This is a genomic window from Aeromonas popoffii, assembly GCF_037818705.1.
GTDB classification, from domain to species: domain Bacteria; phylum Pseudomonadota; class Gammaproteobacteria; order Enterobacterales; family Aeromonadaceae; genus Aeromonas; species Aeromonas popoffii.
This window is the reverse complement of record NZ_CP149129.1, coordinates 4,306,191-4,332,301: the sequence shown is the minus strand read 5'-3', so window position 1 is coordinate 4,332,301 and position 26,111 is coordinate 4,306,191. Positions and strand designations below refer to the sequence as shown.

The window sequence follows — 26,111 nt, the reverse complement described above, 5'->3', positions numbered from 1 at the left end:
AAAAGGAGTTGCCCGATGAAATGGTTCACTTTGTTATTACTGCTTGGTGTGGGGGCTGTGTCTGCTGCCTGTCCCGACTACTTCAATGTGGAGATGCGGGAGCTCAACAACACCCAGCGCCACAACCTGTGTCAGCTGACCGAAGGCAAGGTGGTGCTGGTGGTCAACACAGCGTCTTATTGCGGCTATCGCGGGCAGTTTGGGGATCTGGAGACGCTTTACCAGACCTACAAGGATAAGGGACTGATCGTGCTGGGTTTTCCGTCAAACGACTTCTGGCAGGAGTCGGGGGATGAGGACAAAACCGCTGCTGTTTGCCGCCGTGACTACGGGGTGACCTTCCCTATGTTCAACCGGTTGGCGGTACGCGGTGACGATGCCAGCCCGCTCTACAAGGGGCTGGCCGCGGCTGCGGGCGAGGCGCCGGGCTGGAACTTTCACAAGTACCTGATAGGGCGTGATGGCAAGCTGATCGCGAGCTATGGTGCGAACCAGAATCCGGCCGACGATCCCCTGCAAAAAGAGGTCAAACGGGCACTCGGGCTTTAGGCCTACCCCGCTGCGGGCGGCTCTGGAATAATGGAGGCCCGCTTTCCTATCTGGTAATCCCGTGCTGCAACGTCTGCCCCAAATGGTGATCTTCGATGCCCTGGTTCGTGAACAGGGCATCTCGGCGGCCGCGCGGCGGCTCGGCGTCTCCAAATCCCACATCAGCAAGCAGCTGGCCCAGCTTGAGACCGAACTCGGTGCCCAGCTGGTGCAGCGCACGACTCGCCGCTTCTCCCTGACCGAACTCGGTCAGGAGTATGCCCGTCACTGCCGCGCGTTAGTGGCGGTGGCGCTGGAGGCGGACTCCATGGTGGCGGAGCGCCGCGGCAAGGTGAGTGGCGTCCTGCATCTGGGAGTCGGTCAGTCCTTTGGCCGGTTGCACGTGATCCCGCGCCTCAAGGCGTTTCAGGATCGCTACCCCGAGCTGGAGCTGGAAGTCTCCCTGTTCGATCACAGAACCAACCTGGTGGATGAGGGGCTGGATCTCTGGATCACCACCTATGAAGACAAGCCCGAAGCGCTGGTGGGGCAGCGGCTGGCGGATATCCACTTCGTGCTGGTGGCCTCGCCGGACTATCTGCTGAGCCACGGTACCCCGCTGCACCCCAAGGAGCTGGCCCAGCACAACTGCATCACCTACCAGAGTCGGGAGCGGCGCTACCACGAGTGGTCGTTTCGCCAGGGCAAGGAGCGCCAGACGGTGCAGGTGGCCGGCAACTACCGGGTGGATCTGGCGGAGGCGGTACGGGATGCAGCCCTGGCCGGACTCGGTATCGCCTATGTCGCCAATTACTTGCTGGACCAGGAGTTGCAGTCCGGTCAGTTGATCCCCCTGCTGCCCCAGTGGCGGCCGAACCAGAAGATGGCGGTGCACGCCGTCTACGCCAGGCGCGAACATCTGGATCCCAAAATCCGGCTGTTCATCGATTTCCTCAAGGAGAGCTTCGGTCCCAATCCCTATTGGGAGCAGCGACTCGCCCCCTGGCTCGGCGGCAAATTGTCTGGCATAGAGGAATGATCGTTTCTATATAAGAACGCTGGCTTTCGTGTGATACCAAAATTGAACCAAATCAGCGGGTTGGCGCAACCGGTATCGTGCAAACGTTTTTGCTAACAGGGCTGTAACCAAGCGGGCTTGCAGTGGCGGAGCATGGAGCGCAGAATCCGCGCCCATCTTTTTCCCCACCTGATGGAGTCCCTATGATAGCCCTGCTCGGCATACTGAGTATCTTGGCGCTGGCCGTGATCTGCTCTGATAATCGTCGTCGTATCCCGTTGCGAACAGTCGGCCTTGCCCTCTGCCTGCAAGTCCTCTTTGCCGGTCTGGTGCTCTGGTTGCCTGCCGGTCAGCACGTGCTGAACGGGGTCAGCGAGAGCGTCAGCAGCGTGATAGGTTACGGCCAGGAGGGGATCGCCTTCCTGTTCGGGGACCTGGCCAAGTTCAAGCTGGGCTTCATCTTTGCGTTCAACGTGTTGCCGGTCATCATCTTCTTCTCGGCGGTGATCGCCATCCTCTATCACATAGGCTTGATGCCGCGGGTCATCGCCCTGCTGGGCGGGGGTCTGCAGAAGCTACTGGGCACTGGCCGCGCCGAGAGCCTCTCCGCCACCGCCAACATCTTCGTCGGCATGGTGGAAGCGCCGTTGGTGGTTAAACCCTACCTCTCCAAGATGTCTGACTCCCAGTTCTTCGCCGTGATGAGCTGCGGTCTCGCCTCCGTGGCTGGCGGCACCCTGGTGGGCTACGCCAGTATCGGGGTCGAGCTGAAATACCTGATCGCGGCGGCCTTCATGTCGGCGCCCGCTGGTCTGGCCATGGCCAAGATCCTGGTACCGCCCGGAATCGGCGAGGTGGATCACCATCAGGACGTGGAGATCCCGCGTGCGACCAATGTCATCGAAGCGGCGGCCGATGGCGCCATGGCTGGCCTTAACATCGCGGTCGCGGTCGGTGCGACCCTGTTGGCCTTCGTCGGGGTGATTGCTATGCTCAACGGCCTGTTGGGTTGGGCTGGCGGTCTGGTGGGGCTGGATCTGAGCTTCCAGATCATCCTGGGCTGGCTGTTTGCCCCCGTCTCCTGGCTGATCGGCGTGCCCTGGGATCAGGCCCAGGCGGCCGGTGCCCTGATCGGGACCAAGATAGTCATCAACGAATTCGTCGCCTTCATCGCCCTGGTGCAGGATCAGACTCTGAACGAATCGAGCAGGGCCATCGTTACCTTCGCCCTGTGCGGTTTTGCCAATATCTCCTCCATGGCGATCCTGATCGGTGGTCTGGGCGCCATGGTGCCGGAGCGCAAATCCTTCATCGCCCGTTATGGCATGCGCGCCATATTGGCAGGTGTGCTGGCAAACCTGATGAGTGCCTCGCTGGCGGGGCTGTTCCTCGCCCTCTGATTCACCTCGACGCTAGCACCTTACGGTCAGAGCCCGCTTCGGCGGGCTTTTTTGTTGGCCGCGTTCGGGCAAAAAAAAAGCGCCTCAGAGGAGGCGCGGGGAAAAAACAGATTGGAAGCGTCACATGGGTGCCACTTGAATGAGGGATGAGCCATGCCATCCAAGTGTGAAGCCATGATGCCTGACCCTGTCTGAAGCCCTTCTGAGGCGATTCTTCATGCTGTGTTCATTTTGTTAAACGCGAAACGGGACCAATCCAGTGCCTCAAGCCCGTGTGTTATTGGAGTGCTGCCGCCATCCCATCAGGGGTCAGCCTGAATGAGTTGATGTTCTGTTGTTGCAGAGCCAGCAACCAGTGTTTTACAGGGATGCCGCTGCCATCCCATCAGGGGTCAGCCTGAATGAGTTGATGTTCTGTTGTTGCAGAGCCAGCAACCAGTGTTTTACAGGGATGCCGCTGTCATCCCATCAGGGGTCAGCCTGCATGCATGGCCGTTCTGTTGTTCCAGAGCCAACAACCAGCGTTTGATGGGTATGCCGCCGGCATAACCGGTCAGCTGGCCGCTGCGCCCAATCACTCTGTGACAGGGCACTATGATGCTGAGGGGATTGCGGCCATTGGCGGCCCCCACTGCGCGTACCGCCTTGTGATTGCCGATGGACTGGGCTATTTCGAGATAGCTGACGGTCTCGCCGTAGGGAATGTCGCACAGGGCGCGCCATACCGATTGCTGGAAGGGGGTTCCCTTGGCGGCGAGCGGCAGATCGAAGCGCTGCAGGTGGCCAGCGAAATAGGCGGCAAACTGCTCGACGTAGGGCGCCAGCGCCAGATCATCCTGGCGCCACTGCGGGGCTGGCATGATGGGGCGTTCACCCTGCATGAACTCCACATGGCGCAGTCCATCCCGATCGATGGCGATGAGCAGGGGACCGTGGGCGCTGTCGCAAAAACTGTATCTCATCTTCTCTCATCCTTGGCGTAGGCAAGTCGTAAGGCTGGCAGCATTACTCCAGCACGGGTTTGCCGCGGGCCGACTTGATGTCGCCCTTGCGCTTCTTGGCGTCGACTCGTTTGCGCTGGGAGCTGCGGGTCGGCTTGGTGGCATGACGGGCCTTGGGACGCCAGGCGGCTTTTTTAAGCAGCTCCACCAGGCGGCTCATGGCCTCTTTGCGGTTCATGTCCTGGCTACGATGGGTCTCGACGCGGATCTGGATAAAACCGTCGTGTACCCGGCTGTCGCTCAGCTTGTCGAGTCCCTCCTTGTAGAGATCCGGCAGGCTGGGGGAGCTGCGGTAATCGAAGCGCAACCAGACGGCGGAGTCGGTCTTGTTGACGTGCTGGCCGCCGGCGCCCTGAGCTCGCATGGCTTGAAACTGCAGCTCATGCCAGGGCAGGGTCACGCTGTTGGAGATGACTAACATACTGCTGTGCTCTTGTTTGGTGCATCGGGAGAGGCTGGTTCAGCTTGGTGCCTCATTATGGGGCGAGATGCGCTCCCTGGGTGATATTGTGGGGTGCCTATCCCAGAATAAAAAACTATCCTTTTGAAATTTAACAATAAAAAGACTTGGCACGAGAATTGACTCCCAATTCATGACATACCATGGATTGGGAGCAACCAGATGAAGCTGATTACTGCGATAATCAAACCGTTCAAGTTGGACGATGTGCGCGAAGCGGTCGCCAACCTGGGGATCGAGGGCCTGACCGTGTCCGAGGTCAAAGGGTTTGGTCGTCAGAAGGGGCACACCGAATTATACCGGGGAGCCGAGTACCAGGTCGACTTCTTACCCAAGGTAAAGCTGGAAATAGCGACGGTCGATGACAACGTCGAAGGGGTGATAGAGGCGATCTGCAAGGCGGCCTACACCGGCAAGATTGGTGACGGCAAGATCTTCGTCTACGACTTGCTACAGGCGGTGCGCATTCGCACCGGCGAGAGCGACGACGAGGCACTCTGAACTCTCGCGCGTGATGCCGGTTTGAGCAAGAGGACTCTTTTGAGGGTTGACTAGGCCGGACAGATTGCCGATGTGAAGTCGCGGATGGACTCCATGGTGGGGCTGGATAGGATTCTATCCGGCCCTTTTGTTTGCAAGGCGTTTAAATATGTGATCCCGCACTCGATGTTTTCTTGATCCCGCTGTCGAGGCCAATGCAAAATACAAACAGCAATGGTTATCACTCGATATAGCAACTCAAGGAATGGATGATGAAAATGAAGATGTTGGCACTGGCTTTCTCGACCCTGGCTGCTCAGGGAGCGTTGGCGGCAGGGGAAGTGAATGTCTACTCCAACCGGCAGGATGAGCTGATCAAGCCCATCATCCAGCAGTTCGAGAAGGAGTCAGGCATCAAGGTCAACGTGGTGTTCGCCAAAGAGGGGCTGAACGAGCGTCTGGAGCGGGAAGGCAAGCTTTCCCCGGCCGATCTCATGCTGACTGTTGATATCAGCCGGCTGACCGATCTGGTGGACAAGGGGTTGGTGCAGCCGGTAGACAGCAAGATCCTGCAGGAGAATATTCCCGCTATCTATCGTGACCCGGAGAACCGCTGGTTCGCCCTGACCACCCGGGTGCGTGCCATCTATTCGAGCAAGGATCGCCTCGGCAAGCTGGACACCATCAGCTACGAAGATCTGGCCAAGCCTGAATTCAAAGGGAAAATTTGTACCCGCAGCGGCAAGCACGAGTACAATGTGGCGCTGGTTTCTTCCATGATCGCCCATCACGGCATGGCCGAGACCAAAACCTGGCTGGAAGCGGTCAAGGCCAACCTGGCGCGCAAGCCGCAGGGCAACGACCGGGATCAGGTCAAGGCGATCAAAGATGGCATCTGTGACCTGTCGCTCGGCAACAGCTACTACCTGGGCGCCATGCTGAAAGATCCGGCGCAGAAGTCCTGGGCCGATGCGGTCTATATCAACTTCCCGAACCAGGCTGACCGTGGCGCTCACGTCAACGTGAGCGGCGTGGCCATGACCAAGCACGCCAAGAACAAAGATGAAGCGCGCAAGCTGATGGAGTTTCTGGCTGGCGACACGGCCCAGCACATGTATGCGGACGTGAATGCCGAGTATCCGGTCAAGGCCGGGGTCGAGCCGTCCGCCATGGTCAAGGCCTGGGGCAGTTTCAAGTCTGACGCGCTACCGGTCAGCGATTATGCCAAGCACCGCAAGGACGCCTTGCAGCTGCTGGATGAAGTGAAATTCGACTTGTAATCAGATGGGGCCAAGGGCCCCATCAACTTCTGTGGTCTCATGAAAAATTGTGGATGGATTGCCGGCAGCTGGGCCACCGCCCTGCTGCTGGGTTTGCCGGTGCTCGCCCTGATCTTCTCTGCCTTCTCGGCAGATGGAGACCTGTTTCGTCACCTCGTCGATACGGTGCTGCTCGATTATCTGGCCAATACGCTGGCGCTGGTGGCGGGTGTTGTGCTGCTCAGCCTGCTGTTTGGCGTACCCACCGCCTGGCTGGTCGCCATGTGTCAGGTGCCGGGGCGCCGAGCACTGCAGTGGGCGCTGATGTTGCCCATGGCCATGCCCTCCTACATAGTGGCCTACGTCTACACAGACCTGCTTGACTACTCTGGCCCGCTACAGGCCGGATTGCGCGCACTCTTTGGCTGGAACAGTCCGGCCGATTACTGGTTCCCGGCCATTCGCTCCCTGGGGGGCGCCGCCTGGGTGCTGGCGCTGGTGTTGTTCCCCTACGTTTATCTGCTGGCCCGCGCCTCCTTTCTGGAGCAGTCGGTCAGCCTGATCCACTCCAGCCGTCTGCTTGGCTGTACGCCCTGGCAGAGCTTTCGTCGCCTCAGCCTGCCGCTGGCGCGCCCCGCCATCATGGTGGCCGTGTCGCTGGTGGCGATGGAGACCTTGGCCGACTTTGCTACCGTCCACTTCTTTGCCATCAATACCCTGACCACGGCGGTCTACGACACCTGGCTCGGCTACGGCAGCCTGGCCACTGCCGCCAAACTCTCCTGCCTGATGCTGCTGGCGGTGGTGCTCTTGATCGCGTTGGAGCGCCGCTCTCGCCGTCGGCAGCAGGTGTTCCAGAAATCCATGGGCCATGAGCAGCCTCTACGCTACCCGCTCAAGGGGGTGAGTCGCGCAGCGGCCGGGCTCTGGTGCTGGGGATTGGTGCTGGCCGGTTTCGGTCTGCCATTCGTCATCCTGCTCGATTACGGGGTGCGCTATTTCGAACTCTCCTGGACGACGGAGTTTGTCCGCTTCGCCGGCAACAGTCTGCTCATCTCGACGCTGACCGCCCTGCTTGCCATGGGCATCGCCCTGCTGCTCGGTTTCTTCCGTCGCCTCGATGGCGGGCTCAAGAGTCTGCTGCCCCTGCGCATCTCTGCCATGGGGTACGCCATGCCGGGTACCGTGCTGGCCATCGGCGTGCTGGTGCCGCTGACGGCCCTCGATTTTGCCATCAATGATCTGGCCGAGTGGCTTGGCCGCCAGGGCCCCGGCCTGCTGTTGACCGGCACCATCACCGCCATCGTGTTCGGCTATCTGGTCCGCTTCGTGGCCATCGCCATCGGCTCGGTGGAGACCAGCATGGGCAAGATCTCCCCCAGCCTCGACATGGCGGCTCGTTCCCTGGGGCAAGGGGATGGCGGCATGCTGCGCCGGGTTCATCTACCGCTGGTACGGCGAGGCCTGTTTGCCGGCGCCATGCTGGTGTTTATCGAATCCATGAAGGAGCTGCCCGCCGCCCTGCTGCTGCGGCCCTTCAACTTCGACACCCTGGCGACCCACGTCTATCAATTCGTGTCGGACGAGATGCTGGAGCGGGGGGCGCTTGGCGCCATCGTCATCGTGTTGGTGGGCTTGCTGCCGCTCATCTGGGTCAACCGCAGTCTGGATAGTCCGGGTCACTGATCGGGCAGATGAATCTCTGCAATGTTGTCCGGCCGCAGGTCGGTCTGAACCAAAAGAATATGAGGAAGTCAGCCGTGTCTTGCTTGCAGGTTGAAAATGTCAGTTGCCGTTACAACGGCCGCAATGTGCTGGAACAGCTCTCGCTGATAGTGGCCGACAACGAGATCGTCTGTCTGCTGGGCGCTAGCGGTTGTGGCAAGACCACACTGCTCAAGGCCATCGCCGGTCTGCTGCCGCTGGCAGAGGGCACTATTCGCCTCGGCGATACCCTGCTCGACGGGCCGGATGCCAGCGAACCCCCAGAGGCGCGCAACATCGGCATGATCTTTCAGGATTACGCCCTCTTTCCCCACCTGACGGTGGCCGAGAACGTCGGCTTCGGCCTGACCCGACTCGATCGCCGCATTCGCCAGCAGCAGGTGGATGAGGCGCTGACGCGGGTCAATCTGCAGGGGCTGGGGGCGCGTTATCCGCATGAGCTCTCCGGCGGTCAGCAGCAGAGGGTCGCCATCGCCCGCGCTCTGGTGTGCAAGCCCAGGCTGATGCTGTTGGACGAGCCCTTCTCCAACATAGATACCCAGGTGCGGATGAAGCTTATTCTCGAGATCCGCGCCCTGCTCAAGCAGCAGGGGATTGGCGCCATCTTCGTCAGTCACAGCAAGGAGGAGGCGTTCGCCTTCGCCGACCGGCTGGCGCTGTTCCGTGCCGGTCATATAGAGCAGGTGGGTCAGCCGGAGCAGCTCTATCGCCGCCCGCAGAACCGCTTCGTGGCGGAGTTTCTTGGCGGGGTCAACTACCTGGCCGCCGAGGTGGTAGACAGCCACTGCGTGCAGACTTCGCTGGGGGTGGTGTGCGGCACCGAGCCTCACGGCCGCGCCGTGGGCGAGTTGCTGCAATTGATGCTCAGACCCCAGCAACTGTTGCTGGAGGCCGTCGACGGCGGTGAGCTGGTGGTGCTGGAGCAGCAGTTTCTCGGTCATCACTGCCGGGTGTTGTTCGAGTGTGGCGGCCAGCGGCTCGAGGCCAGCATTGGCGAGCCGCTTGGCGGGATGCGGGCACGGGTCAACCTTGCCCCGCATGCGCTCGTGCTGTTTGATCCATTGCCGTGACAGAGCTGATATCGTTGTGAAATCAAGGAACTGGATTCACTCTGGTTTATAATCGCGCAACGCAATGCCAACATCGCTAATGCCTGTTCAGGGGAGAGAGATATGAAAGCCCAAGCCGGGATCTGTGCAGAGCCGAATCTGCACGCCCTCTATCTGATGTTCAATCGCACCGGCGACGGCGCCGAACTGGTGGCCCGTCTGGCCAGCTTGCCCGCCCTGTGGGCGGCGCTTGCCGCCGATTTTCCCGATGCCGGTTTCAGCGGTCTGGTCGCCGTCGGTGCCGATGCCTGGGATGGTCTCTACCCTGCCGCCCGTCCGCCCCAGTTCCGTGGCTTCATGGCGCAATCCGCCAACGGTCAGCAGGCGCCGAATACCCCGTTTGATCTCTTCGTGCAGTTGCGCGCCGATCGGGTGGATGTGCTGCACCACGCCGGTCAGCGCGTGATGGCCTTGCTGGCGGGGCTGGTGGTACTGGCCGAAGAGGTGCGCGGTTTCCGCAATCTGGATTGCCGGGACCTGACCGGCTTCGTCGATGGCACCGAAAACCCGCAGGATGAGCACAGGGCCGACGTGGCGCTGCTGGGCGGCGGCGAATTTGCCGGTGGTTCCTATATCCACGTCCAGCGCTGGGTGCATGCCATGAGCGACTGGGAGGCGCTGGCTCTGAAGGAGCAGGAAGACATCATAGGTCGCACCAAGGCCGACAACATAGAGTATGAGTCGGCCGACAAGCCGCTGACTGCCCACATCAAGCGAGTCAATCTCAAGACCCCCAAGGGTGAGTCCATGGAGATACTGCGCCAGAGCATGCCCTGGGGCACCATGACCGAGCAGGGGCTCTACTTCATCTCCTGCTGCAGCACGCCGCTGCACTTCAACGCCATGCTGGCCAGCATGTACAAGGGGGAGGGCAGTCACTTCGACCATCTGCTGCGTTTCACCAGGGCCGTGACCGGGGCCGCCTTCTTTGCGCCTTCCGAGGATTATCTGGTTTCCAGGGGCAAATAAGCGCGGTTGACGTCACCAACAAAAATCCCGGCCTTGGCCGGGATTTTTCGTTCAGGGGGCGTCACCACAGCGGGACGGACGAGCCTGATTAAGGGGTCTGTTCGAACAGCTCGAGGGCGGAGAGGTAGAGCTCTTCGATGTCGGTGTCGCTGGTCGGGGTGATGAAGATGGTGTCATCACCGGCGATGGTGCCGAGGATCCCTTCCGCCTTGCCGAGGGAGTCGAGCAGGCGAGCGATGAGCTGGGCTGCACCCGGGCTGGTGTGGATCACCACCAGGGCGCCGTTGTGGTCGACGTCCAGTACCAGGTTTTTGAGCGGGCTGGAGGTGGTGGGCACGCCCAGTTCCACCGGCAGGCAGTAGACCATCTCCATCTTGGCATTGCGGGTGCGAACGGCGCCGAAGCGGCTCAGCATGCGTGATACCTTGGACTGGTTGATGTTCTCGAAGCCCATCTCTTGCAGGGCAGTCACTATCTCTGCCTGGGAGCCAAATCGTTCTTCTTTCAGCAAGGCTTTAAAGGCCTTGGCCAGTTTTTCTTGCTTGTCGTTATGCTTCATCTTGGACTCACGAATGAGGAGGTATGGCGGCCTGTCACGCTCAGGCGGCAGATATGAACAGCGAGTCCATTTTGCATTCATGTGCCTAATTTTGCAAGGAAGCGGCGCTTGTTCTGCATATTGATTCAAAATTAGCTTGCATCCACCCATCTTGGGGCTAAAATCGGGACGAAATTTTGAAAACTTATTCAATTGGGCTGTATGGGTATTGAATTAATCGGTATCGAAAAATCCTGGCACAAGGTGCCGGTACTGCAAGATGTCAGCTTTCGGACTGCTCCCGGTGAAACCTTGGTGCTGCTGGGCCCAAGCGGTGCCGGCAAGAGTTCGCTGCTGCGCATGATGAACCTGCTGGATACGCCGGATGCCGGTGTATTGCGCATAGGTGAAAGTGAATTTTCTTTCCCGTCCAGCCTCTCTGCCGCCGAATTCAACCGTCAGACACAGGCGCTGCGCCGCAAGGTGGGCATGGTATTCCAGCAGTACAATCTGTGGCCACATCTGACCGTGATGGAGAACCTGATCGAGGCCCCCGTCAAGTTGCTCGGCATGAGCAAGGCGGCTGCCATCGAGAAGGGCGCCTATCTGCTGTCCCAGCTGCAACTGGCGGACAAGCGCGATGCCTGGCCTGCCCGGCTGTCCGGCGGTCAGCAGCAGCGGGTGGCCATCGCCCGTACCCTGATGATGGATCCGCAGGTGCTGCTGTTTGACGAGCCGACGGCGGCCCTCGATCCCGAGATCACCAAAGAGGTGGCGGAGATCATCCGCAATCTGGGCCAGACCGGCATCACCCAGGTCGTGGTGACCCACGAGGTGGAGTTCGCCCGCAAGGTGGCCAGTCAGGTGATCTATCTGGAGAAGGGACGGATCATTGAATCCGGCTCCGCCGCCATTTTCAACTCTCCGCAAACCAGCCGGTTTGCCGAGTTCTTGATGCATTGATATTCAAATCGATAAGGAAGCTGTCATGAAAAAAAGTCTATTGCTGGTTGCTGCCATGGGCCTGTTGAGCACCTCAGTGCTGGCCAAGGAGATCAAGTTCGCCACCGAGGCAACTTATGCTCCGTTCGAATACCTTGATGACAAGAACGAGTTCCAGGGTTTTGACATCGATCTGGCCCGCGCGATCTGCGCCCAGGCCAAGCTGGAATGCAGCTTCCACAACCAGGCCTTTGACAGCCTGATCCCCAGCCTCAAATTTCGTCGCTATGATGCCGCTATCGCCGCCATGGACGTGACCCCGGAGCGCTCTGCCCAGGTCGACTTCTCCGACATCTATTACGAGAACTCCGCCGTCTTTGTGGCCAAGAAGGGCGCCTTCAAGGGACCGGAAGAGCTGGTGGACAAGACTGTCGGCGTACAGAACGGCACCTCTCACCAGTCCTATCTGGTGGATAACTGGGTGAGCAAGGGTCTGCTGACCGTGCCTTATGCCAGCTACCAGAGCGCCTTCCTCGATATGATGAACGGCCGTACCGACGGCGTCTTTGCGGATACCGCGGTCGCTGCCGACTGGCTCAAGCAGCACAAGGAGTATGCCGTGGTGGGTACGCCGGTGACCGATGCCAAGTACTTCGGTACCGGCTTTGGCATCGCGGTCGCCAAAGGCAACCAGGAGCTGCTGACTCAGCTGAACAAGGGGCTGGCCGAGATCAAGGCCAACGGCACCTATCAGAAAATCTTCGACAAATACTTCGCGCAGTAAGCCATGTTGAGCCTGTTGTTGGATGCCGCCTGGATGACCCTCGGGCTGGCCTTGGCATCACTGGTCGGGGGCATGGTATTGGCACTGGCGTTCAGTGCCGCCGAGCTCAGCAAGCAGCGCGCGCTGGTGTGGCCGGTGGCCACACTCACCACGCTGATCCGTGGCCTGCCCGAGCTGCTGGTGGTGCTGTTCATCTACTTCGGCTCGACGCAGCTGCTGTTCCTCATCACGGGTGAGTACGTGGAGTTCAGCCCGTTCGCCTGCGGTGTGCTGGCGCTCTCCCTGTTGTTTGCCAGCTATGCGACCCAGACCCTGCGGGCAGCGCTCAATGCCGTGCCTGCCGGGCAACGGCTGGCGGCGCTGGCGCTCGGCTTTGGCAAGAGTCACATCTTCTTTCGCATCGTGCTGCCGCAGGCGTGGCGTCACGCCCTGCCGGGCCTTGGCAATCAGTGGCTGGTGCTGCTCAAGGATACGGCGCTGGTCTCCCTTATCGGGGTGAACGAGATGATGCGTCAGGCGCAGATGGCCTCGGCCAGCACCTATGAGCCGTTCACCTGGTATGCCGCTGCTGCCCTCATCTATCTGGCGATCAGTCTGGTGAGTGAATATGGCTTGAGTCTGGCTGCCCGCTACACCCGCCGCTACGGAGGCTAACTGATGCAAGAGTATTTCATCACCCTGCTGGGCGGTTTGGTTACTACGCTGGAGCTGACTCTGTTCAGTCTGCTGCTGGGGATTGCGCTGGCGCTCCTGATGACCTGGGTGCTTGAGTTGCGCATTCCGGTGGCGACCCAGCTGGTACAGCTGTGGGTGCTGATCTTCACCGGCACGCCGCTGCTCATCCAGATTTTCCTCATCTACTACGGGCCGGGCCAGTTCGAGTGGCTCAAGTCCGGGCCGCTCTGGCCGCTGCTCAAGCAGCCCTGGTTCTGCGCTGTGTTGGCCCTTGGCTTTAACACGGCGGCTTATTCTACCCGGCTGTTCAAGGGGGCACTGGATGCCATTCCATCCGGCGAGGTGGAGGCGTGCCGCGCGCTCGGTTTCTCGGCCGGGCAGACCTTGTGGATGAAGGTACGCCACGCCGCCCGGCGGCTGGTACCTGCCTATTCCAACGAGGTGATCCTGGTGCTCAAGGGGAGTTCGCTCGCCAGCACCATTACCATCATGGATGTGATGGGTCTGGCCCAGCGTCTCAACGCCCAGACTTATGACACCCTGGCGGTGTTCACTGTGGCCGGTGCCCTCTATCTGACCATGAACGGATTGTTAACAATTGGGTTCCGCTGGTGTGAACGGCGAGCCCTGGCATTCCAGGCCTGAGTTCGGTATATCTACCTATTTATGGTCGGGGGAAGTGCAGGAAATCTGTGCTTTCCCTCTGATTTTCTGCATTTTCCCCCATTTTTATTCGCCGCCTGTTTCTTGGCTCACAGAACCCGTGATTACAACTGTTATCAGATTGTTTTTTAGGGGGGGATCCATTAATGTTGGGCCCACAACAAGAAACAACCTTAAACCTACGCTTAAACATGGAGTTGATCATGAAAGTTGCCGTTCTGGGTGCCGCCGGTGGCATAGGCCAAGCCCTCGCTCTGCTGTTGAAAAATCGCCTTCCTGCTGGCTCCGAGTTGAGCCTGTATGACATTGCCCCGGTAACTCCGGGCGTGGCGGTCGATCTGAGCCATATCCCGACTGACGTGAAAGTAAAAGGTTTCTGCGGTGAAGATCCGAGCCCGGCTCTGGTCGGCGCCGATGTGGTGCTGATCTCCGCCGGTGTGGCGCGCAAGCCCGGCATGGATCGTTCCGATCTGTTCAATATCAATGCCGGTATCGTCAAGAATTTGGTGGAAAAATGTGCCGCTACCTGCCCGAAAGCGCTGATCGGCATCATCACCAACCCGGTCAACACCACGGTCGCCATCGCCGCTGAAGTGCTGAAGAAAGCCGGTGTTTATGACAAGCGCCGCCTGTTCGGTGTCACCACCCTGGACGTGATCCGTGCCGAGACCTTCGTGGCCGAGGCCAAGGGTCTGAACGTCGACAAGGTGCGTGTCAACGTGATCGGTGGCCACAGTGGCGTGACCATTCTGCCGCTGTTGTCCCAGATCGAAGGGGCCAGCTTCTCTGCCGAGGAAGTGGCTGCCATGACCAAGCGTATCCAGAACGCCGGTACCGAAGTGGTGGAAGCCAAGGCCGGTGGCGGATCTGCCACCCTCTCCATGGGCCAGGCGGCCTGCCGTTTCGGTCTGTCTCTCATCAAGGGCCTGCAGGGCGAAGCCAATGTCATCGAGTGTGCTTATGTCGAAGGGGATGGCAAGCACGCCGCCTTCTTCGCGCAACCCATACTGCTGGGCAAGAACGGCGTCGAAACCGTGCTGGACTACGGCAAGCTGAGTGCCTTCGAGCAAGCGGCGATGGATGGCATGCTAGCCACCCTGAAAGCCGATATCCAGCTGGGTGTCGACTTCGTCAAGTAAGCCGTATGGCTGACAAACAAGGGGAGCTTCGGCTCCCCTTTGTTATGGGTGACAGCTGCAGATGGCGACGGGCTAAGGGGATGGGGCCGGCTGCCGATAACAGAGAGCAGCAGGAGAACCTTATGATGAAACCACTTACCCTTGTCGGCCTTGTCTGTTTGCTGACCACCCAGGTACAGGGCGCGGAGCCTAAGGCATCCGCCGCCGCATCCACACCGAGCCGCGTGGTGTCAGCGGCCGAGCAAGCGATAGCATCCCTGCCCGCAGTGTCTGCCGCCGAGTCGCCAGCAGTTGCATCCCTGCCCGCAGTATCTGCCGCCGAGTCGCCAGCGGTTGCAGCTCCGCCCGCAGTGTCTGCCGCCGAGTCGCCAGCGGTTGCAGCTCCGCCCGCAGTGTCTGCCGCCGAGTCGCCAGCGGTTGCAGCCCCGCCCGCAGTGTCTGCCGCCGCCCAGCCTGCTGGATCTGACGCAGTCCCCGCTGCTGCGCCATTGCCTGTGGCGTCCGAGTCGACACCTGCAGCGGAGCCCGCTGCCGTTGTGACTGAATCTGCGCCCGCGACCTCATCCCCCGCAGCCACAGCGGAGAGCGGACTCTCTCCGACCAGCCGACCCATGACCAGCACCCCATCGGGTGGCGGCGGTCTGGGTATCGACAGCCGCAATTTGCAGGCAGTCCCCCTCTACCGCCAGGATGAGTTGCTCAACTGGATTGCACAGGGGCGTCACTTGCAACAGGTGAAGCAGGACAGGTGCCAGCTTACTCAGGATATAGAGGTGCGGGCCGAGGTGATGAAGGTGCCTGCCTATCAGTTCCTGTGGGGCGACATGTTGGCCTGGGGGGTGTGCATCAAGCCCAATGCCGAGCTTGGGGTCAAATTCATGTGGGACGCGGCCAATCAGGGGCTGGCACCGGCGCTGGAACAGCTGGGCCGCTACTACTGGAAGGGCACTCTGGTGCAGAAAGATCTGGTCAGGGCCGAGACCCTGATGCGTGAAGCCGCCAGACTGGGGTTTCAGCGGGCACAGGTCGAGTGGGTCGAGATGCTGCTGCAGGGGATGGGCAGCCCGCTGGATTATGAAGAGGCCTATCACTGGCTGCACAGCACCGTCATTGGTGACAAGGCCCAGCACCAGAGGGCGGCCACTCTGCTGACCCGGCTGGGCAACCGGATGCCGGCCAACGCCATCGCCCGAGCCAAGGCGATGCACTGACCAAAAAAACGACCCACGGATCTGCATCCGTGGGTCGGGAGGTGCCAGCCGCCGTGCCGTGACAGGCTGGCTCCTCCTTGCTTTATACGTGGCCGCCCCGTTTAAAGATCCTGATGGGGGCCAAAAACTTCGTAGTGCAGCTGATCGGCTGGAATGCCCATCGCGCTCAACTGCGCCTTGATCGCCTGCATGAAGCCAAGCGGACCACAGAAATAGTAGTGGGCCTGCGGCGCCAGCAACTCGGCCACCTGACTCACGTTCATGGTGCCGTGGAAGTCGTAGTCCTTCCCTTGCTCATCCAGAGCCCCCGGCTCCCGATACCAGACCCGGCTCTGTAGCAAGTCGTGTTGTTCGTGCTTGCGCTGGATATCCTCCTTGAAGGCGTGCAAGGAACTCTGTTCACAGGCGTGCAGCCAGCAGATGTCGGCAGCATGGCCTGTGGCCAGCAGCTGGTTGAGCATGCTCAGCATGGGGGTGAGGCCCACACCGGCGGAGAGCAGCACCACGGGGGTGGTGGCATTGGCCTGGAGGAAGAAGTCGCCGGTCGGCGGCATCAGATCTACCTGATCGCCAGTATGCAGATGGTCGTGCAGCAGGTTGGAAACCTGACCCTGCGGCTCGCGCTTGACGCTGATGCGGTAATCGTGACCGTTCGGCGCATCAGAGAGGGAGTATTGGCGGATCTCCTGATATTCGAGCTCGGGGTGGGCCAGCTTGATGCTGAGGTACTGGCCCGGTTTGAAATGCAGCACGGGTTTGCCGTCGACGGGCGCCAGCACGAAAGAGGTGATGAGTGTGCTCTCGACCCGTTTCTCCTTGATGATGAAGGCGCGAGGACCCTGCCAGCCACCGATCTCGCTCGCCTTCTCCTGATAGATCTCGCTCTCCCGGCCGATGAAGATACTGGCCAGCACACCGTAAGCCTTGCCCCAGGCATCCAGCACCTCCTCGGTGACCGCACTTCCGCCTAATTCTTTGAGCGTGGCCAAGAGATGACTACCTACAATGTGATATTGTTCCGGTTGGATCAGGAAACCCGTGTGCTTGTGGGCGATGCGTTCTACCGCTCCGGCCAGGGCTCCCAGGTTGTCGATATTCCTGGCGTAAGCCGCCACCGCGTTGAACAGCGCCAGCGGTTGACCGCCGCTTCGCTGGTGCGCCAGGTTGAAAATATCTTTCAGCTCAGGGTTGTGGCTGAACATGCGTTGGTAGAAGTGCTGGGTGAGGGCTGGCCCCGCCGATTCGAGCAAAGGGATGGTGCTTTTGATGACGGCGATGGTGGCTTGGTCTAACATAGGAGGTCCTTACTAATTGAACATCTAAAATGTCACTTAATAAGCTGCATCCTAGATGTTTATTTGATTTGAATCAATAATCAATTTTTCGCGTTATGCGACACAGGCACTATGAGACTAACTAGCTATACCGATTTTGGATTGAGAGCTCTGCTCTATCTGGCGACCTTGCCACAGGGTGAATTGTCGAGCGTGGCCAAGGTCTCCGCCTTGTATGGCGTCTCCCGCAACCATATGGTCAAGGTGGTGAATCAACTGGTGAAGCTGGGCTATCTACAATCCCAGCGCGGCAAGAATGGCGGGATCCGCATGGCCTGCGCGCCGGAGACAGTTAATATCGGTCAGGTGATCCGGGCGTTGGAGGGCAATCTGGATGGCATCGACTGCAACTCACCCGTCTGCCACATCGTCTCTGTCTGCTTGCTGAAGAATGCACTGAAGGGGGCGATGAATGCCTTTTTGGCGGTGATGGACAGCTACACGCTGCAAGATCTGCTTGCCAATCGCGAGGAGTTGCAGAAGGTGTTCGGTGACGTGATCCCGACCCTGGTGCTGGAGCCGGATGAGGAGAGCGAGTGAGATAAAAAGGCTGCCATCGGCAGCCTTTTTTCAATCTTCGAACCTCGACTCGTTACGGTATAAGTCCGGCATGATCCGCGCCATCTTGACCATGTTGTTCTCCACTTCCAGGATCTCGATGGGATAACCGGCGAGCCGCAGGCTGATGTTGGGCTGGGGGATCTCCTCCAGATATTCCAGGATGACACCGTTCAGGGTTCTGGGCCCGTCGATGGGCAGTCGCCAGCTCATCTCTTTGTTCAGCTCACGAATGCTGGCCGAGCCTTCCACCAGAAACGAGCCATCCGGCTGGGGGTGGATCTCGTCGCTGGGCGCCGGTGTCATGGAGGTGGTGAAGTCGCCGACTATTTCTTCCAGTATGTCATCCAGGGTGATCAACCCCTGAATATCCCCGTACTCATCCACTATGAGGCCGATCCGCTCCTTGTTGCGCTGGAATTTGGCCAGTTGTACGTTGAGCGGCGTGCCTTCCGGGATGAAGTAGATCTCGTCCACTTCCCGCAGCAGGCTCGACTTGTTGAACTGATCCCTGGCCATCAGCCGCAGTGCATCGCGGGCGTGCAGGAAGCCCACCACATCGTCGATGTTGTCGCGGTAGAGCAGGATCTTGGTGTGGGCACAGTGGGCCAGCTGACGCAGTATGGTCTTCCAGTCATCGTTGATGTCGATGGCATAGATATCGCTGCGCGGCACCATGATGTGCTCCACCGTCATCTTGTCCAGATCCAGAATGCTGAGCAGCATCTCCTGATGGCGCTGGGGGATCAGGCTGCCCGCCTCGTTGACTATGGTGCGCAGCTCCTCGGTGTTGAGGGCGTCATCCTTGCTGGGATGGAGCCGAAGCAGCTTGAGCAGGCCACTGGTGATGCCATTGATAAGCCAGACAAAGGGGTAGAGTGGCACCATCAGCCCCTTGAGGACCCAGGAGGCGGGATAGGCGATCTTCTCCGGGTACATGGCCGCCAGTGTCTTGGGGGTCACCTCGCCAAACACCAGCACTATCAGGGTCAGGCCGAAGGTGGCAATGGCTACCCCGAAGGCGCCAAACAGTCTGATGCAGACGATGGTGGCGATGGCCGAGGCGAGGATGTTGACCAGGTTGTTGCCGATCAGGATCAGACCCAGCAGGCGATCCGGGCGGGACAGCAGCTTCTCTACCCGACGGGCAGCCTTGTGCTTGGTTTGAGCCAGATGCCGCAGTTTGTAGCGGTTGAGCGACATCATGCCGGTTTCAGAACTTGAGAAAAAAGCAGATAAGAGGATCAAAATAACGAGAACAATCAATAATGTGCTCGTTGATATGCTGTCCAAGAAGGGCTCCTGTGGGGGGTGGATGAGTAAAGGGGGGTGGGTATCAGCTCAGCAGGACTTCTTTGACGAAGCGGCTGCCGAAATAGGCCAGGGTCAGGATGAAGCTGCCGATCAGGCTCAAGGTGATGACCTTGCGACCGCGCCAGCCACGGGTGTGATGACCCCACAGCAGCAGCATGTAGACGCACCAGGCCAGGATCGAGAGGATCGCTTTGTGGGATTTGCCTTGGGCGAACATGTCTTCCAGGAAGAAGAGGCCGGAGGCGATGGAGAGGGTCAGCAGGAACAGGCCCGCCGAGATGAGCTGGAACAGCCGCTTTTCGACCGTCATCAAGGGCGGCATGGCTGGCAACTGGCTGATCTTGCGGGATTTGAGCTGCCTGTCCAGACAGGCAAGCTGTAGCGCGAACAGACAGGCGATCATCAGCACCGAATAGGCCATCAGTGCCAGTCCTATGTGCAGCAGCAGCTGGGGATGGGCCTCCAGATGGGTGATATAGCGGCCCGGGATCAGGGCGCTGGCGGCCAGCAGCAGAGCGGAGAAACTGTAGACCACGGGCAGCAGGATCCAGCCGTTGAAGCGGCGGGTGACGCAGGTCATGAAGCAGCCGATGATGAGACTCACGAGAGATGCAACGTTGAGCATGCTCAGGTTCTGGCCGGAATGGGTCACCAGCACTTCGCCGGCCACAGCGGCGCCGTGCGCGATCAGGGCCAGTCCGATACAGGCAAACAGGGGAACTTGCCCCACAGGTTTGGCACTGAGCAGCAGGTGCAGCGAGGCGATGATGGCCAGCAGATAAAACGCCAGGGCCAGAACAGAGATCACGATCATAACCAGGTCGTTGTTGAACAGGCTGTTGGGAATAAGAGAGGCAGTATACCTTGCACAAGATGTGCTCGCCAGTTGTGCAGCCGCCGATCTGCCCATATATAAAGAGAAGGTCCCCATGGCTGCCGTGCGGTGAATAATCGTCCTCGCGTCTGCTCTGGGTTATAATGCCCCCAATTTATTATGCCAAGAACCGGAATCCGTCATGTTTGAGAATTTGACTGAACGACTCTCGCGCACCTTGCGCAATGTCAGTGGGCGCGGTCGCCTGACCGAAGAGAACATCAAGGATACCTTGCGCGAAGTCCGCATGGCGCTGCTCGAGGCGGACGTCGCTCTGCCGGTGGTGCGGGACTTCGTGGCTCGCGTCAAGGAGCGGGCGGTTGGCCAGGAAGTGGCCAAGTCCCTGAGTCCGGGCCAAGCCTTCATCAAGATAGTACACGGTGAACTGGTCTCGGTGATGGGCGAAGCCAACGAGCAGCTCAACCTGGCCGCCCAACCGCCGGCCATCATACTGATGGCGGGTCTGCAGGGTGCCGGTAAGACCACAACCGTAGGTAAACTGGCCAAGCTGCTCAAAGAGCGCAGCAAGAAGAAGGTGCTGGTCGTCAGTGCCGACGTCTATCGCCCCGCGGCGATCAAGCAGCTGGAGACGCTGGCAAGCGACATCGGCGTCGATTTCTTTCCAAGCGACGCTAGCCAGAAGCCGGTCGACATCGCCACTGCCGCCATCGATCAGGCGCGCAAGAAGTTCTATGACGTTGTGATCGTGGATACCGCCGGTCGTCTGCACGTCGACAGCGACATGATGGACGAGATCATCCATCTTCACGCCACCATCAAGCCGATCGAGACCCTGTTCGTGGTGGACGCCATGACGGGGCAGGATGCCGCCAACACCGCCAAGGCGTTCAACGAGGCGCTGCCGCTCACCGGCGTGATCCTCACCAAGGCGGATGGCGACGCTCGCGGTGGTGCAGCCCTCTCCGTGCGCCACATCACCGGTAAGCCGGTCAAGTTCATCGGTATGGGCGAGAAGACAGATGCGCTGGAGCCGTTCCACCCGGATCGTCTCGCCTCCCGCATCCTCGGCATGGGCGACGTGCTGTCGCTGATCGAGGAAGTGGAGCGCAATGTCGACAAGGAAAAAGCCGCCAAGCTGGCCAACAAGGTCAAGAGTGGCAAGGGCTTCGATCTGGAAGACTTCCGCGAACAACTGGCCCAGATGCGCAATATGGGCGGCATGATGGGCATGCTCGACAAGCTGCCCGGTATGTCCGGTCTGCCGGACAACGTCAAGGATCAGATGGATGACAAGCTGACCGTGCGGATGGAGGCCATCATCAGCTCCATGACGCCCAGGGAGCGTGCCCATCCCGACCTCATCAAGGGCTCCCGCAAGCGCCGTATCGCCGCAGGTTCCGGCATGCAGGTGCAGGACGTGAACAAGCTGCTCAAGCAGTTCACCGAGATGCAGCGCATGATGAAGAAGATGTCCGGCAAGGGCGGCATGCGCAAGATGATGGGGCAGATGAAGAACATGTTGCCACCAGGATTCGGTGGCGGTCGCGGCCCCTTCTGATCCCGACCGTTTCAGCCAGGCCAGGGGCTCACCAGAGGTGGGCCCTTTTCATTGTGAGCCTTGTGCAAAAAATGGCTGGCTTGGTTGCAATTATTACGAATCCAAGTAGAATTACGCGGCTTATTTTAAGCTAGGGTCCGCGTGTTTGCGGGCCTTGTTCATTAGATGTTAATGAGGACGATATGGTAACCATTCGTTTACAACGTGGTGGCGCGAAAAAGCGTCCGTTTTACCAGGTAGTAGTTTCTGACAGCCGTTGCGCCCGTGACGGTCGCTTCATCGAGCGCGTTGGTTTCTTCAACCCGGTTGCTTCTGGTTCTGCCGAAAAGCTGAACCTGGACCTGGCTCGTATCGAGCATTGGGTTGCTACTGGTGCCGCTGTTTCTGACCGCGTTGCCAAGCTGATCAAAGACGCTGCCAAAGCTGCTTAATCAGCCCAACGGTAAGGAGTTAAGGTGGAAAAACCTATAGTTCTGGGCACCCTGGGTACCGTTTATGGCATCAAGGGCTGGCTTAAAGTGAACTCCTTCACCGATGTTGCCGAAGCGATTTTCGATTACAACCCCTGGCTGATCAATCAGAACGGGGGGTGGCGTGAACTCAAGGTTTCGGCCTGGAAGCGTCACAACAAGGGTCTGATTTGCAAAATCGATGGTATCGATCTGCGTGAAGATGCCCTGGCATTGACCAATGTCGAGATTGGCGTACCCGCTGATCTGTTGCCTGCGTTGCCTGAAGGTGAGTTCTACTGGCGTGACCTGATTGGTTGCTCGGTATCGACCACCAAGGGATACGACCTGGGCAAGGTGACCGAATTGATGGAAACCGGCTCCAACGATGTGTTGGTGGTTGAAGCCAATGTAAAAGATGCCTTTGGCGCAAAGGAGCGGTTGATTCCGTTCCTGGAAGAGCAGGTGATCAAGCATATTGATCTGACTGCTCGAACAATCGAAGTTGATTGGGATCCTGGTTTCTAGTTTCCCGCGCTAACACGGGTGCCGGAGGTTTCTTATGTGGATTGGGGTCATTAGCCTCTTCCCTGAAATGTTCCGAGCCATTACCGAGCACGGGGTAACGGGTCGGGCCGTCAAGAGTGGCCTGCTGCAGATTGAGTGCTGGAACCCCCGGGAGTTTACCCACGACAAACACCGTACGGTCGATGATCGTCCTTATGGTGGTGGGCCTGGCATGTTAATGATGGTTCAGCCGCTGCGTGACGCGATTCATGCAGCCAAGCAAGCGGCGGGAGACGGGGCGAAAGTCATCTATCTCTCCCCTCAGGGACGCAAGCTGACTCAAGCGGGCGTAACCGAGTTGGCGACGAATCAGAAGCTGATTCTGGTAGCCGGTCGATACGAAGGTATCGATGAACGCGTGATACAAACCGAAGTCGACGAAGAGTGGTCTATCGGGGATTACGTGTTAAGTGGTGGCGAGTTGCCTGCCATGACCCTGATCGATGCGGTTTCGCGTCTGGTCCCGGGGGTTTTGGGTGATCAGGCCAGTGCCGAGCAGGACTCCTTCACGGATGGCTTGCTGGATCATCCCCACTACACTCGGCCGGAGGTGTTGGATGGATTGGCGGTGCCAGAGGCGCTGACAAGCGGCAATCACGAAGTGATTCGACGCTGGCGTCTCAAACAGTCGCTCGGACGAACCTGGCAAAGAAGGCCGGAACTTATTAACAACCTAGCTCTGACTGACGAGCAAGAATCACTTCTTGCCGAGTATGTCCGCGAAGTGCGTGACAGCGTTAAGTAGAGTTTTCAGTTTATCCTAGGTAAGGAAAGACAATGAGCAAGATTATTCAGCAGCTTGAGCAAGAGCAACTGCGTACCGACATCCCAGCATTTGCCCAGGGCGACACTGTACGTGTTCAAGTTCGTGTTAAAGAAGGTGGCAAAGAGCGTCTGCAGGCTTTCGAAGGCATCGTTATTGCCAAGCGTAACCGCGGTCTGCACTCTGCTTTCACCGTTCGCAAGATCTCCAACGGCGAAGGTGTTGAGCGTGTATTCCAGACTCACTCTCCGCTGATCCACAGTGTAGAACTGAAGCGTCGTGGTGATGTTCGCCGCGCCAAACTGTACTACCTGCGCAACCTGTCCGGCAAAGCTGCTCGTATCAAAGAGAAGCTCAACTAATTCGATTCGAATTGGTGTCGATATGTCGGCAAATAGCTCGACAGGTAGTGAAAAGGCTCGCCAATGGCGAGCCTTTTTTGTGTCCGCAATCCGGGGGCTGGCCAGATGTGCCAGTGTTCTGGTCGTCGCCTACTGACTGACACGCACCACTGAGTTGTCACGTCCGAAGGGGCCCGGCACATAGTCGTCCGCCTCCCAATCGTTGTCGTAGAGTGTCTCTCCGTTCGGTTTCACCAGCTGGTAGCAGTATTCGAAATGGCTGGGACCATCGGTGGGCAGGTTGAGGGTGGTTCTAAACTCTCCGCTCTTCATCCGTTTGAGCTCTATGGGTTGCCACTGGCTAAATTCCCCCAGCAGCAGTACCTGTTCTGCCTCACCGGCAGCCACTTTTTCCACCGCGAAGGTCACCTTGACCTCGGGACGGGACTTGAGGAATTGCTTGTTGATCGGCATGACGCCTCCTTGTCATTGGTGCGAAGAAAGGGGTTCTGCCTATTTTTATATCACTTTATGACAAGGATGTTGATAGAACAGATCAAACGGGCAAGGCAAAGTGGCGTTGCAGCAGGCCGTGGGTGAATCCTGTCTTGAGGTAAAAGCCCCGTGGCAGGGTCAGGATCGGCTGGCCATTACGACCGATGGCGCGGGTCAGCGCCTTGTTGTTAGCGGCCTTTGGGCGCAGTTGCATCACCTGACCGTGGCGAGCGCTGATCTGCTCCACCTCTCCCAGCACTATCATGTCCATCAACTCCTCCCAGTCCTGGCGCAGCAGCCGATCCTCCTCCTCATTCGGGCTCCACATCAGCGGCATGCCGACCCGGCGCTCGCCTATCGGGATATCGCGACTTCCCTCAACCGGGATCCAGAGCACCCGCGAGAGTTTGTTGCGCACGTTTGACTGCTCCCAGCGCTGGCCGCTGACGCCGATCAGCGGCGCCACGCAGACGAAGGTGGTCTCCAGGGGTTTGCCCTGAGGATCGATGGGGATCGTCTTGAGCTCTATGCCAAGTTCTGGGAAGTCCTGCTCTGGCTTGCTGCCGGCGCTGGCACCCAGTTGCCACTCGATCAGCTGGCCGACCCAGCCTTTGTCCCGTCTCAGATCCCGGGGGACGGCGAGGCCGGCATCGGCAGCCAGCTGTGCCAGCGTGAAGCCTGCCATGGCATGGGCTCGGCTCAATAACTCCTGCTCGGACTGGGGCTGGGTGGGCATGAATGACTCCTGCAAAGGGGATTATTCTAGCAAGTCTGCTCCTTGGTGAGGATCGCTGTTTTTATAACCGATCCTGCCGAGGGGTTGCATTGGGGGGGGGATTTTGCACCTTATTAGTTATCATAATGATTTTTAACGAATTTGTCTTTATTGTACCGATCTTTTCCACGCAGGATCCCGGCTTGAAATAGTTGTCCAAGGGTTTGCTCATGCTGTTGCACACAGTTATCCACAGAAATCTTGGATAACTGGCTCAAAGTGGTGATAGTGGGGGTGTTGTTACAAAAAAATGTGAAACGGCAGCGATTTTTGCTGCGATGGCAGGGCAGATAGTGTGCCACTCCTGTGGATAAATTAGCCATGGTGGATCTTTGAGCAGACGAACTTGTTCACAATCAGGATCCCGGATCTTTGGCCGGGAAAGACATGGATCTTGATCCAGCACTATGAATATAAATCATTGTATTTAAATGAATATTTAGTTTTATAAACCATACCGCATGCTGGTTCCTTGAGTAGAGAAGATAAACAAAACTACTGTATATACCCGCTTGCTCACAGGCTTATACACAGTCTGGGTGGGCAACTTGCGGGGTTTGATCCTTGGATTTGTTTATAAGTCGGCTTGAAATTGAAAGTTATTCATGAGTGGGGGATTGCAGTCCTTGTTTGCTGCCACGGGGTGAATGTGGAACAATCTCCTTATAGATTCAGCCTTTATAAGGTGATCACGTGATAGATGGCGACGGGTTTCGTCCCAATGTCGGAATCGTGATCTGTAACCGTGACGGGCAAGTATTGTGGGCTAAGCGCTATGGGCAGCACTCCTGGCAGTTTCCGCAGGGGGGAGTTGATGACGGTGAGACGCCTGAGCAGGCCATGTATCGTGAGCTGTATGAGGAGATAGGCCTCAAGCCCGAGGATGTGACCATCATGGCCACCAGTCGCAACTGGCTGAAGTACCGCTTACCCAAACGCCTTGTTCGTTGGGACAGTTCACCGGTCTGTATTGGCCAAAAACAAAAATGGTTCTTGCTACAACTGGATCCTGACAGGGAGTCCAGAATCCAGTTCGGTTGTCATGGTCACCCCGAGTTTGATGATTGGCGTTGGGTCAGCTTCTGGTATCCGGTACGCCAGGTTGTCTCTTTCAAGCGAGAAGTCTATCGACGGGTGATGAAAGAGTTTGCTCCGCTGGCGATGCCAGTGCCCGTGGTGCAAGTTAATCGGAAAGATGGGCGGCGCAACCGCTCTCGCTAA

30 protein-coding genes are annotated in these 26,111 nt (G+C 58.7%); 21 read left to right on the top strand and 9 right to left on the bottom strand.

The annotated features are described in order from the left end of the window. Positions 1-15 precede the first annotated feature (15 nt). The 3 genes from WJM78_RS20115 to WJM78_RS20105 all read left to right on the top strand — a co-directional run bounded on the left by WJM78_RS20115 (position 16) and on the right by WJM78_RS20105 (position 2,946). Positions 16-549, top strand: a complete 534-nt coding sequence (locus tag WJM78_RS20115; protein WP_212513418.1) for a glutathione peroxidase — start codon at positions 16-18, stop codon at positions 547-549. An 82-nt stretch (positions 550-631) separates the two neighbouring features. Beyond that, on the top strand, positions 632-1,567 hold the full coding sequence (locus tag WJM78_RS20110) for a LysR family transcriptional regulator (RefSeq protein ID WP_042038929.1): 936 nt from the start codon (positions 632-634) through the stop codon (positions 1,565-1,567). 182 nt (positions 1,568-1,749) lie between these two features. Continuing rightward, entirely contained in the window at positions 1,750-2,946 is a 1,197-nt protein-coding gene (locus WJM78_RS20105; protein WP_287146591.1) for a NupC/NupG family nucleoside CNT transporter, read from the top strand. Between the two features lie 443 nt (positions 2,947-3,389). Here WJM78_RS20105 and WJM78_RS20100 read toward each other — a convergent pair whose 3' ends face one another. Next, a complete protein-coding gene (locus tag WJM78_RS20100; protein ID WP_339011354.1) occupies positions 3,390-3,908 on the bottom strand; it encodes a methylated-DNA--[protein]-cysteine S-methyltransferase in 519 nt (172 codons plus the stop codon). 43 nt (positions 3,909-3,951) lie between these two features. Next, on the bottom strand, positions 3,952-4,368 hold the full coding sequence (gene arfB, locus WJM78_RS20095) for an alternative ribosome rescue aminoacyl-tRNA hydrolase ArfB (protein WP_042038790.1): 417 nt from the start codon (positions 4,366-4,368) through the stop codon (positions 3,952-3,954). Between the two features lie 201 nt (positions 4,369-4,569). On the opposite strand from arfB, the gene glnK reads away from it, so the two are divergent. The 5 genes from glnK to WJM78_RS20070 all read left to right on the top strand — a co-directional run bounded on the left by glnK (position 4,570) and on the right by WJM78_RS20070 (position 9,949). Further along, positions 4,570-4,908: a P-II family nitrogen regulator gene (glnK, locus tag WJM78_RS20090; RefSeq protein ID WP_042038791.1), complete on the top strand. Its 339-nt coding sequence runs from the start codon at positions 4,570-4,572 to the stop codon at positions 4,906-4,908. 251 nt (positions 4,909-5,159) lie between these two features. After that, positions 5,160-6,167, top strand: coding sequence for a Fe(3+) ABC transporter substrate-binding protein (locus WJM78_RS20085; protein WP_042038792.1), 1,008 nt, complete (start codon positions 5,160-5,162; stop codon positions 6,165-6,167). A gap of 39 nt (positions 6,168-6,206) precedes the next feature. After that, complete coding sequence (locus tag WJM78_RS20080) at positions 6,207-7,832, top strand: iron ABC transporter permease (RefSeq protein WP_339011346.1); 1,626 nt, start codon at positions 6,207-6,209, stop codon at positions 7,830-7,832. 74 nt (positions 7,833-7,906) lie between these two features. Next, on the top strand, positions 7,907-8,941 hold the full coding sequence (locus WJM78_RS20075) for an ABC transporter ATP-binding protein (RefSeq protein WP_339011344.1): 1,035 nt from the start codon (positions 7,907-7,909) through the stop codon (positions 8,939-8,941). A gap of 102 nt (positions 8,942-9,043) precedes the next feature. Beyond that, positions 9,044-9,949, top strand: a complete 906-nt coding sequence (locus tag WJM78_RS20070; RefSeq protein WP_339011340.1) for a Dyp-type peroxidase — start codon at positions 9,044-9,046, stop codon at positions 9,947-9,949. 88 nt (positions 9,950-10,037) lie between these two features. Here WJM78_RS20070 and argR read toward each other — a convergent pair whose 3' ends face one another. Beyond that, the gene (argR, locus tag WJM78_RS20065; RefSeq protein WP_005308670.1) at positions 10,038-10,508 is read right to left on the bottom strand and encodes a transcriptional regulator ArgR; all 471 of its coding nucleotides are present in this window, start codon (positions 10,506-10,508) and stop codon (positions 10,038-10,040) included. A 201-nt stretch (positions 10,509-10,709) separates the two neighbouring features. Here argR and WJM78_RS20060 point away from each other — a divergent pair, with 201 nt between their 5' ends. From WJM78_RS20060 to WJM78_RS20035, 6 genes are all read left to right on the top strand, one after another. Further along, on the top strand, positions 10,710-11,450 hold the full coding sequence (locus tag WJM78_RS20060; RefSeq protein WP_339011336.1) for an ATP-binding cassette domain-containing protein: 741 nt from the start codon (positions 10,710-10,712) through the stop codon (positions 11,448-11,450). A gap of 25 nt (positions 11,451-11,475) precedes the next feature. Further along, positions 11,476-12,213: a transporter substrate-binding domain-containing protein gene (locus WJM78_RS20055; RefSeq protein ID WP_042038798.1), complete on the top strand. Its 738-nt coding sequence runs from the start codon at positions 11,476-11,478 to the stop codon at positions 12,211-12,213. A gap of 3 nt (positions 12,214-12,216) precedes the next feature. After that, a complete protein-coding gene (gene artQ / locus WJM78_RS20050; RefSeq protein WP_042038799.1) occupies positions 12,217-12,867 on the top strand; it encodes an arginine ABC transporter permease ArtQ in 651 nt (216 codons plus the stop codon). Positions 12,868-12,870: 3 nt separating this feature from the next. Beyond that, the gene (gene artM / locus WJM78_RS20045; protein WP_339011331.1) at positions 12,871-13,533 is read left to right on the top strand and encodes an arginine ABC transporter permease ArtM; all 663 of its coding nucleotides are present in this window, start codon (positions 12,871-12,873) and stop codon (positions 13,531-13,533) included. A gap of 221 nt (positions 13,534-13,754) precedes the next feature. Next, the gene (gene mdh, locus WJM78_RS20040; protein WP_042038801.1) at positions 13,755-14,690 is read left to right on the top strand and encodes a malate dehydrogenase; all 936 of its coding nucleotides are present in this window, start codon (positions 13,755-13,757) and stop codon (positions 14,688-14,690) included. A gap of 611 nt (positions 14,691-15,301) precedes the next feature. Next, complete coding sequence (locus WJM78_RS20035) at positions 15,302-15,901, top strand: flagellar protein MotX (RefSeq protein WP_339015943.1); 600 nt, start codon at positions 15,302-15,304, stop codon at positions 15,899-15,901. A gap of 101 nt (positions 15,902-16,002) precedes the next feature. Here the strand turns inward: WJM78_RS20035 and hmpA are convergent, their stop codons facing one another. Further along, entirely contained in the window at positions 16,003-17,196 is a 1,194-nt protein-coding gene (hmpA, locus tag WJM78_RS20030) for an NO-inducible flavohemoprotein (RefSeq protein WP_339011330.1), read from the bottom strand. A gap of 111 nt (positions 17,197-17,307) precedes the next feature. Between hmpA and WJM78_RS20025 the strand changes: the two genes are divergently transcribed. Next, complete coding sequence (locus WJM78_RS20025; protein WP_042038804.1) at positions 17,308-17,775, top strand: Rrf2 family transcriptional regulator; 468 nt, start codon at positions 17,308-17,310, stop codon at positions 17,773-17,775. Positions 17,776-17,805: 30 nt separating this feature from the next. Here WJM78_RS20025 and WJM78_RS20020 read toward each other — a convergent pair whose 3' ends face one another. Both WJM78_RS20020 and WJM78_RS20015 read right to left on the bottom strand, forming a co-directional pair. Further along, positions 17,806-19,086 carry an HlyC/CorC family transporter gene (locus WJM78_RS20020; protein ID WP_108536166.1) on the bottom strand — a complete coding sequence of 427 codons (1,281 nt, stop codon included), beginning with the start codon at positions 19,084-19,086 and terminating at the stop codon, positions 17,806-17,808. Between the two features lie 43 nt (positions 19,087-19,129). After that, entirely contained in the window at positions 19,130-19,921 is a 792-nt protein-coding gene (locus WJM78_RS20015) for a cytochrome C assembly family protein (protein WP_042038807.1), read from the bottom strand. 202 nt (positions 19,922-20,123) lie between these two features. Here WJM78_RS20015 and ffh point away from each other — a divergent pair, with 202 nt between their 5' ends. The 5 genes from ffh (at position 20,124) to rplS (ending at position 23,641) form a co-directional block, all read left to right on the top strand. Then, entirely contained in the window at positions 20,124-21,500 is a 1,377-nt protein-coding gene (gene ffh / locus WJM78_RS20010; protein ID WP_042038808.1) for a signal recognition particle protein, read from the top strand. 182 nt (positions 21,501-21,682) lie between these two features. Then, positions 21,683-21,931: a 30S ribosomal protein S16 gene (rpsP, locus tag WJM78_RS20005; protein WP_021141082.1), complete on the top strand. Its 249-nt coding sequence runs from the start codon at positions 21,683-21,685 to the stop codon at positions 21,929-21,931. A 24-nt stretch (positions 21,932-21,955) separates the two neighbouring features. Next, a complete protein-coding gene (gene rimM / locus WJM78_RS20000; protein ID WP_042038809.1) occupies positions 21,956-22,477 on the top strand; it encodes a ribosome maturation factor RimM in 522 nt (173 codons plus the stop codon). Positions 22,478-22,511: 34 nt separating this feature from the next. Further along, on the top strand, positions 22,512-23,261 hold the full coding sequence (gene trmD, locus WJM78_RS19995) for a tRNA (guanosine(37)-N1)-methyltransferase TrmD (protein ID WP_005340400.1): 750 nt from the start codon (positions 22,512-22,514) through the stop codon (positions 23,259-23,261). A gap of 32 nt (positions 23,262-23,293) precedes the next feature. Then, positions 23,294-23,641: a 50S ribosomal protein L19 gene (gene rplS, locus WJM78_RS19990; protein ID WP_005313505.1), complete on the top strand. Its 348-nt coding sequence runs from the start codon at positions 23,294-23,296 to the stop codon at positions 23,639-23,641. Positions 23,642-23,770: 129 nt separating this feature from the next. On the opposite strand, the gene WJM78_RS19985 is transcribed toward rplS, so the two are convergent. The 3 genes from WJM78_RS19985 to WJM78_RS19975 form a co-directional block, all read right to left on the bottom strand. Further along, the gene (locus tag WJM78_RS19985) at positions 23,771-24,094 is read right to left on the bottom strand and encodes an isoamylase early set domain-containing protein (protein WP_042038811.1); all 324 of its coding nucleotides are present in this window, start codon (positions 24,092-24,094) and stop codon (positions 23,771-23,773) included. Between the two features lie 82 nt (positions 24,095-24,176). Next, complete coding sequence (gene mutH / locus WJM78_RS19980; protein WP_042038813.1) at positions 24,177-24,851, bottom strand: DNA mismatch repair endonuclease MutH; 675 nt, start codon at positions 24,849-24,851, stop codon at positions 24,177-24,179. A gap of 113 nt (positions 24,852-24,964) precedes the next feature. Further along, a complete protein-coding gene (locus WJM78_RS19975) occupies positions 24,965-25,213 on the bottom strand; it encodes a hypothetical protein (protein ID WP_339011316.1) in 249 nt (82 codons plus the stop codon). A 370-nt stretch (positions 25,214-25,583) separates the two neighbouring features. Here WJM78_RS19975 and rppH point away from each other — a divergent pair, with 370 nt between their 5' ends. Further along, on the top strand, positions 25,584-26,111 hold the full coding sequence (rppH, locus tag WJM78_RS19970; RefSeq protein ID WP_108536555.1) for an RNA pyrophosphohydrolase: 528 nt from the start codon (positions 25,584-25,586) through the stop codon (positions 26,109-26,111).

Excerpts from the sequence above, each read along its gene's own strand:
- WJM78_RS20100 (WP_339011354.1), bottom strand. The coding sequence starts at position 3,908 with ATGAGATACAGTTTTTGCGACAGCGCCCACGGTCCCCTGCTCATCGCC.
- arfB (WP_042038790.1), bottom strand. The coding sequence starts at position 4,368 with ATGTTAGTCATCTCCAACAGCGTGACCCTGCCCTGGCATGAGCTGCAG.
- WJM78_RS20035 (WP_339015943.1), top strand. The coding sequence starts at position 15,302 with ATGACCAGCACCCCATCGGGTGGCGGCGGTCTGGGTATCGACAGCCGC.
- WJM78_RS20110 (WP_042038929.1), top strand. The coding sequence starts at position 632 with ATGGTGATCTTCGATGCCCTGGTTCGTGAACAGGGCATCTCGGCGGCC.
- ffh (WP_042038808.1), top strand. The coding sequence starts at position 20,124 with ATGTTTGAGAATTTGACTGAACGACTCTCGCGCACCTTGCGCAATGTC.
- hmpA (WP_339011330.1), bottom strand. The coding sequence starts at position 17,196 with ATGTTAGACCAAGCCACCATCGCCGTCATCAAAAGCACCATCCCTTTG.
- WJM78_RS19975 (WP_339011316.1), bottom strand. The coding sequence starts at position 25,213 with ATGGCTAATTTATCCACAGGAGTGGCACACTATCTGCCCTGCCATCGC.
- WJM78_RS20015 (WP_042038807.1), bottom strand. The coding sequence starts at position 19,921 with ATGATCGTGATCTCTGTTCTGGCCCTGGCGTTTTATCTGCTGGCCATC.
- glnK (WP_042038791.1), top strand. The coding sequence starts at position 4,570 with ATGAAGCTGATTACTGCGATAATCAAACCGTTCAAGTTGGACGATGTG.
- WJM78_RS20115 (WP_212513418.1), top strand. The coding sequence starts at position 16 with ATGAAATGGTTCACTTTGTTATTACTGCTTGGTGTGGGGGCTGTGTCT.
- rpsP (WP_021141082.1), top strand. The coding sequence starts at position 21,683 with ATGGTAACCATTCGTTTACAACGTGGTGGCGCGAAAAAGCGTCCGTTT.
- WJM78_RS20105 (WP_287146591.1), top strand. The coding sequence starts at position 1,750 with ATGATAGCCCTGCTCGGCATACTGAGTATCTTGGCGCTGGCCGTGATC.
- WJM78_RS20055 (WP_042038798.1), top strand. The coding sequence starts at position 11,476 with ATGAAAAAAAGTCTATTGCTGGTTGCTGCCATGGGCCTGTTGAGCACC.
- WJM78_RS19985 (WP_042038811.1), bottom strand. The coding sequence starts at position 24,094 with ATGCCGATCAACAAGCAATTCCTCAAGTCCCGTCCCGAGGTCAAGGTG.
- argR (WP_005308670.1), bottom strand. The coding sequence starts at position 10,508 with ATGAAGCATAACGACAAGCAAGAAAAACTGGCCAAGGCCTTTAAAGCC.
- WJM78_RS20060 (WP_339011336.1), top strand. The coding sequence starts at position 10,710 with ATGGGTATTGAATTAATCGGTATCGAAAAATCCTGGCACAAGGTGCCG.
- rplS (WP_005313505.1), top strand. The coding sequence starts at position 23,294 with ATGAGCAAGATTATTCAGCAGCTTGAGCAAGAGCAACTGCGTACCGAC.
- WJM78_RS20070 (WP_339011340.1), top strand. The coding sequence starts at position 9,044 with ATGAAAGCCCAAGCCGGGATCTGTGCAGAGCCGAATCTGCACGCCCTC.
- mutH (WP_042038813.1), bottom strand. The coding sequence starts at position 24,851 with ATGCCCACCCAGCCCCAGTCCGAGCAGGAGTTATTGAGCCGAGCCCAT.
- artQ (WP_042038799.1), top strand. The coding sequence starts at position 12,217 with ATGTTGAGCCTGTTGTTGGATGCCGCCTGGATGACCCTCGGGCTGGCC.
- artM (WP_339011331.1), top strand. The coding sequence starts at position 12,871 with ATGCAAGAGTATTTCATCACCCTGCTGGGCGGTTTGGTTACTACGCTG.
- WJM78_RS20025 (WP_042038804.1), top strand. The coding sequence starts at position 17,308 with ATGAGACTAACTAGCTATACCGATTTTGGATTGAGAGCTCTGCTCTAT.
- mdh (WP_042038801.1), top strand. The coding sequence starts at position 13,755 with ATGAAAGTTGCCGTTCTGGGTGCCGCCGGTGGCATAGGCCAAGCCCTC.
- WJM78_RS20085 (WP_042038792.1), top strand. The coding sequence starts at position 5,160 with ATGAAAATGAAGATGTTGGCACTGGCTTTCTCGACCCTGGCTGCTCAG.
- trmD (WP_005340400.1), top strand. The coding sequence starts at position 22,512 with ATGTGGATTGGGGTCATTAGCCTCTTCCCTGAAATGTTCCGAGCCATT.
- WJM78_RS20080 (WP_339011346.1), top strand. The coding sequence starts at position 6,207 with ATGAAAAATTGTGGATGGATTGCCGGCAGCTGGGCCACCGCCCTGCTG.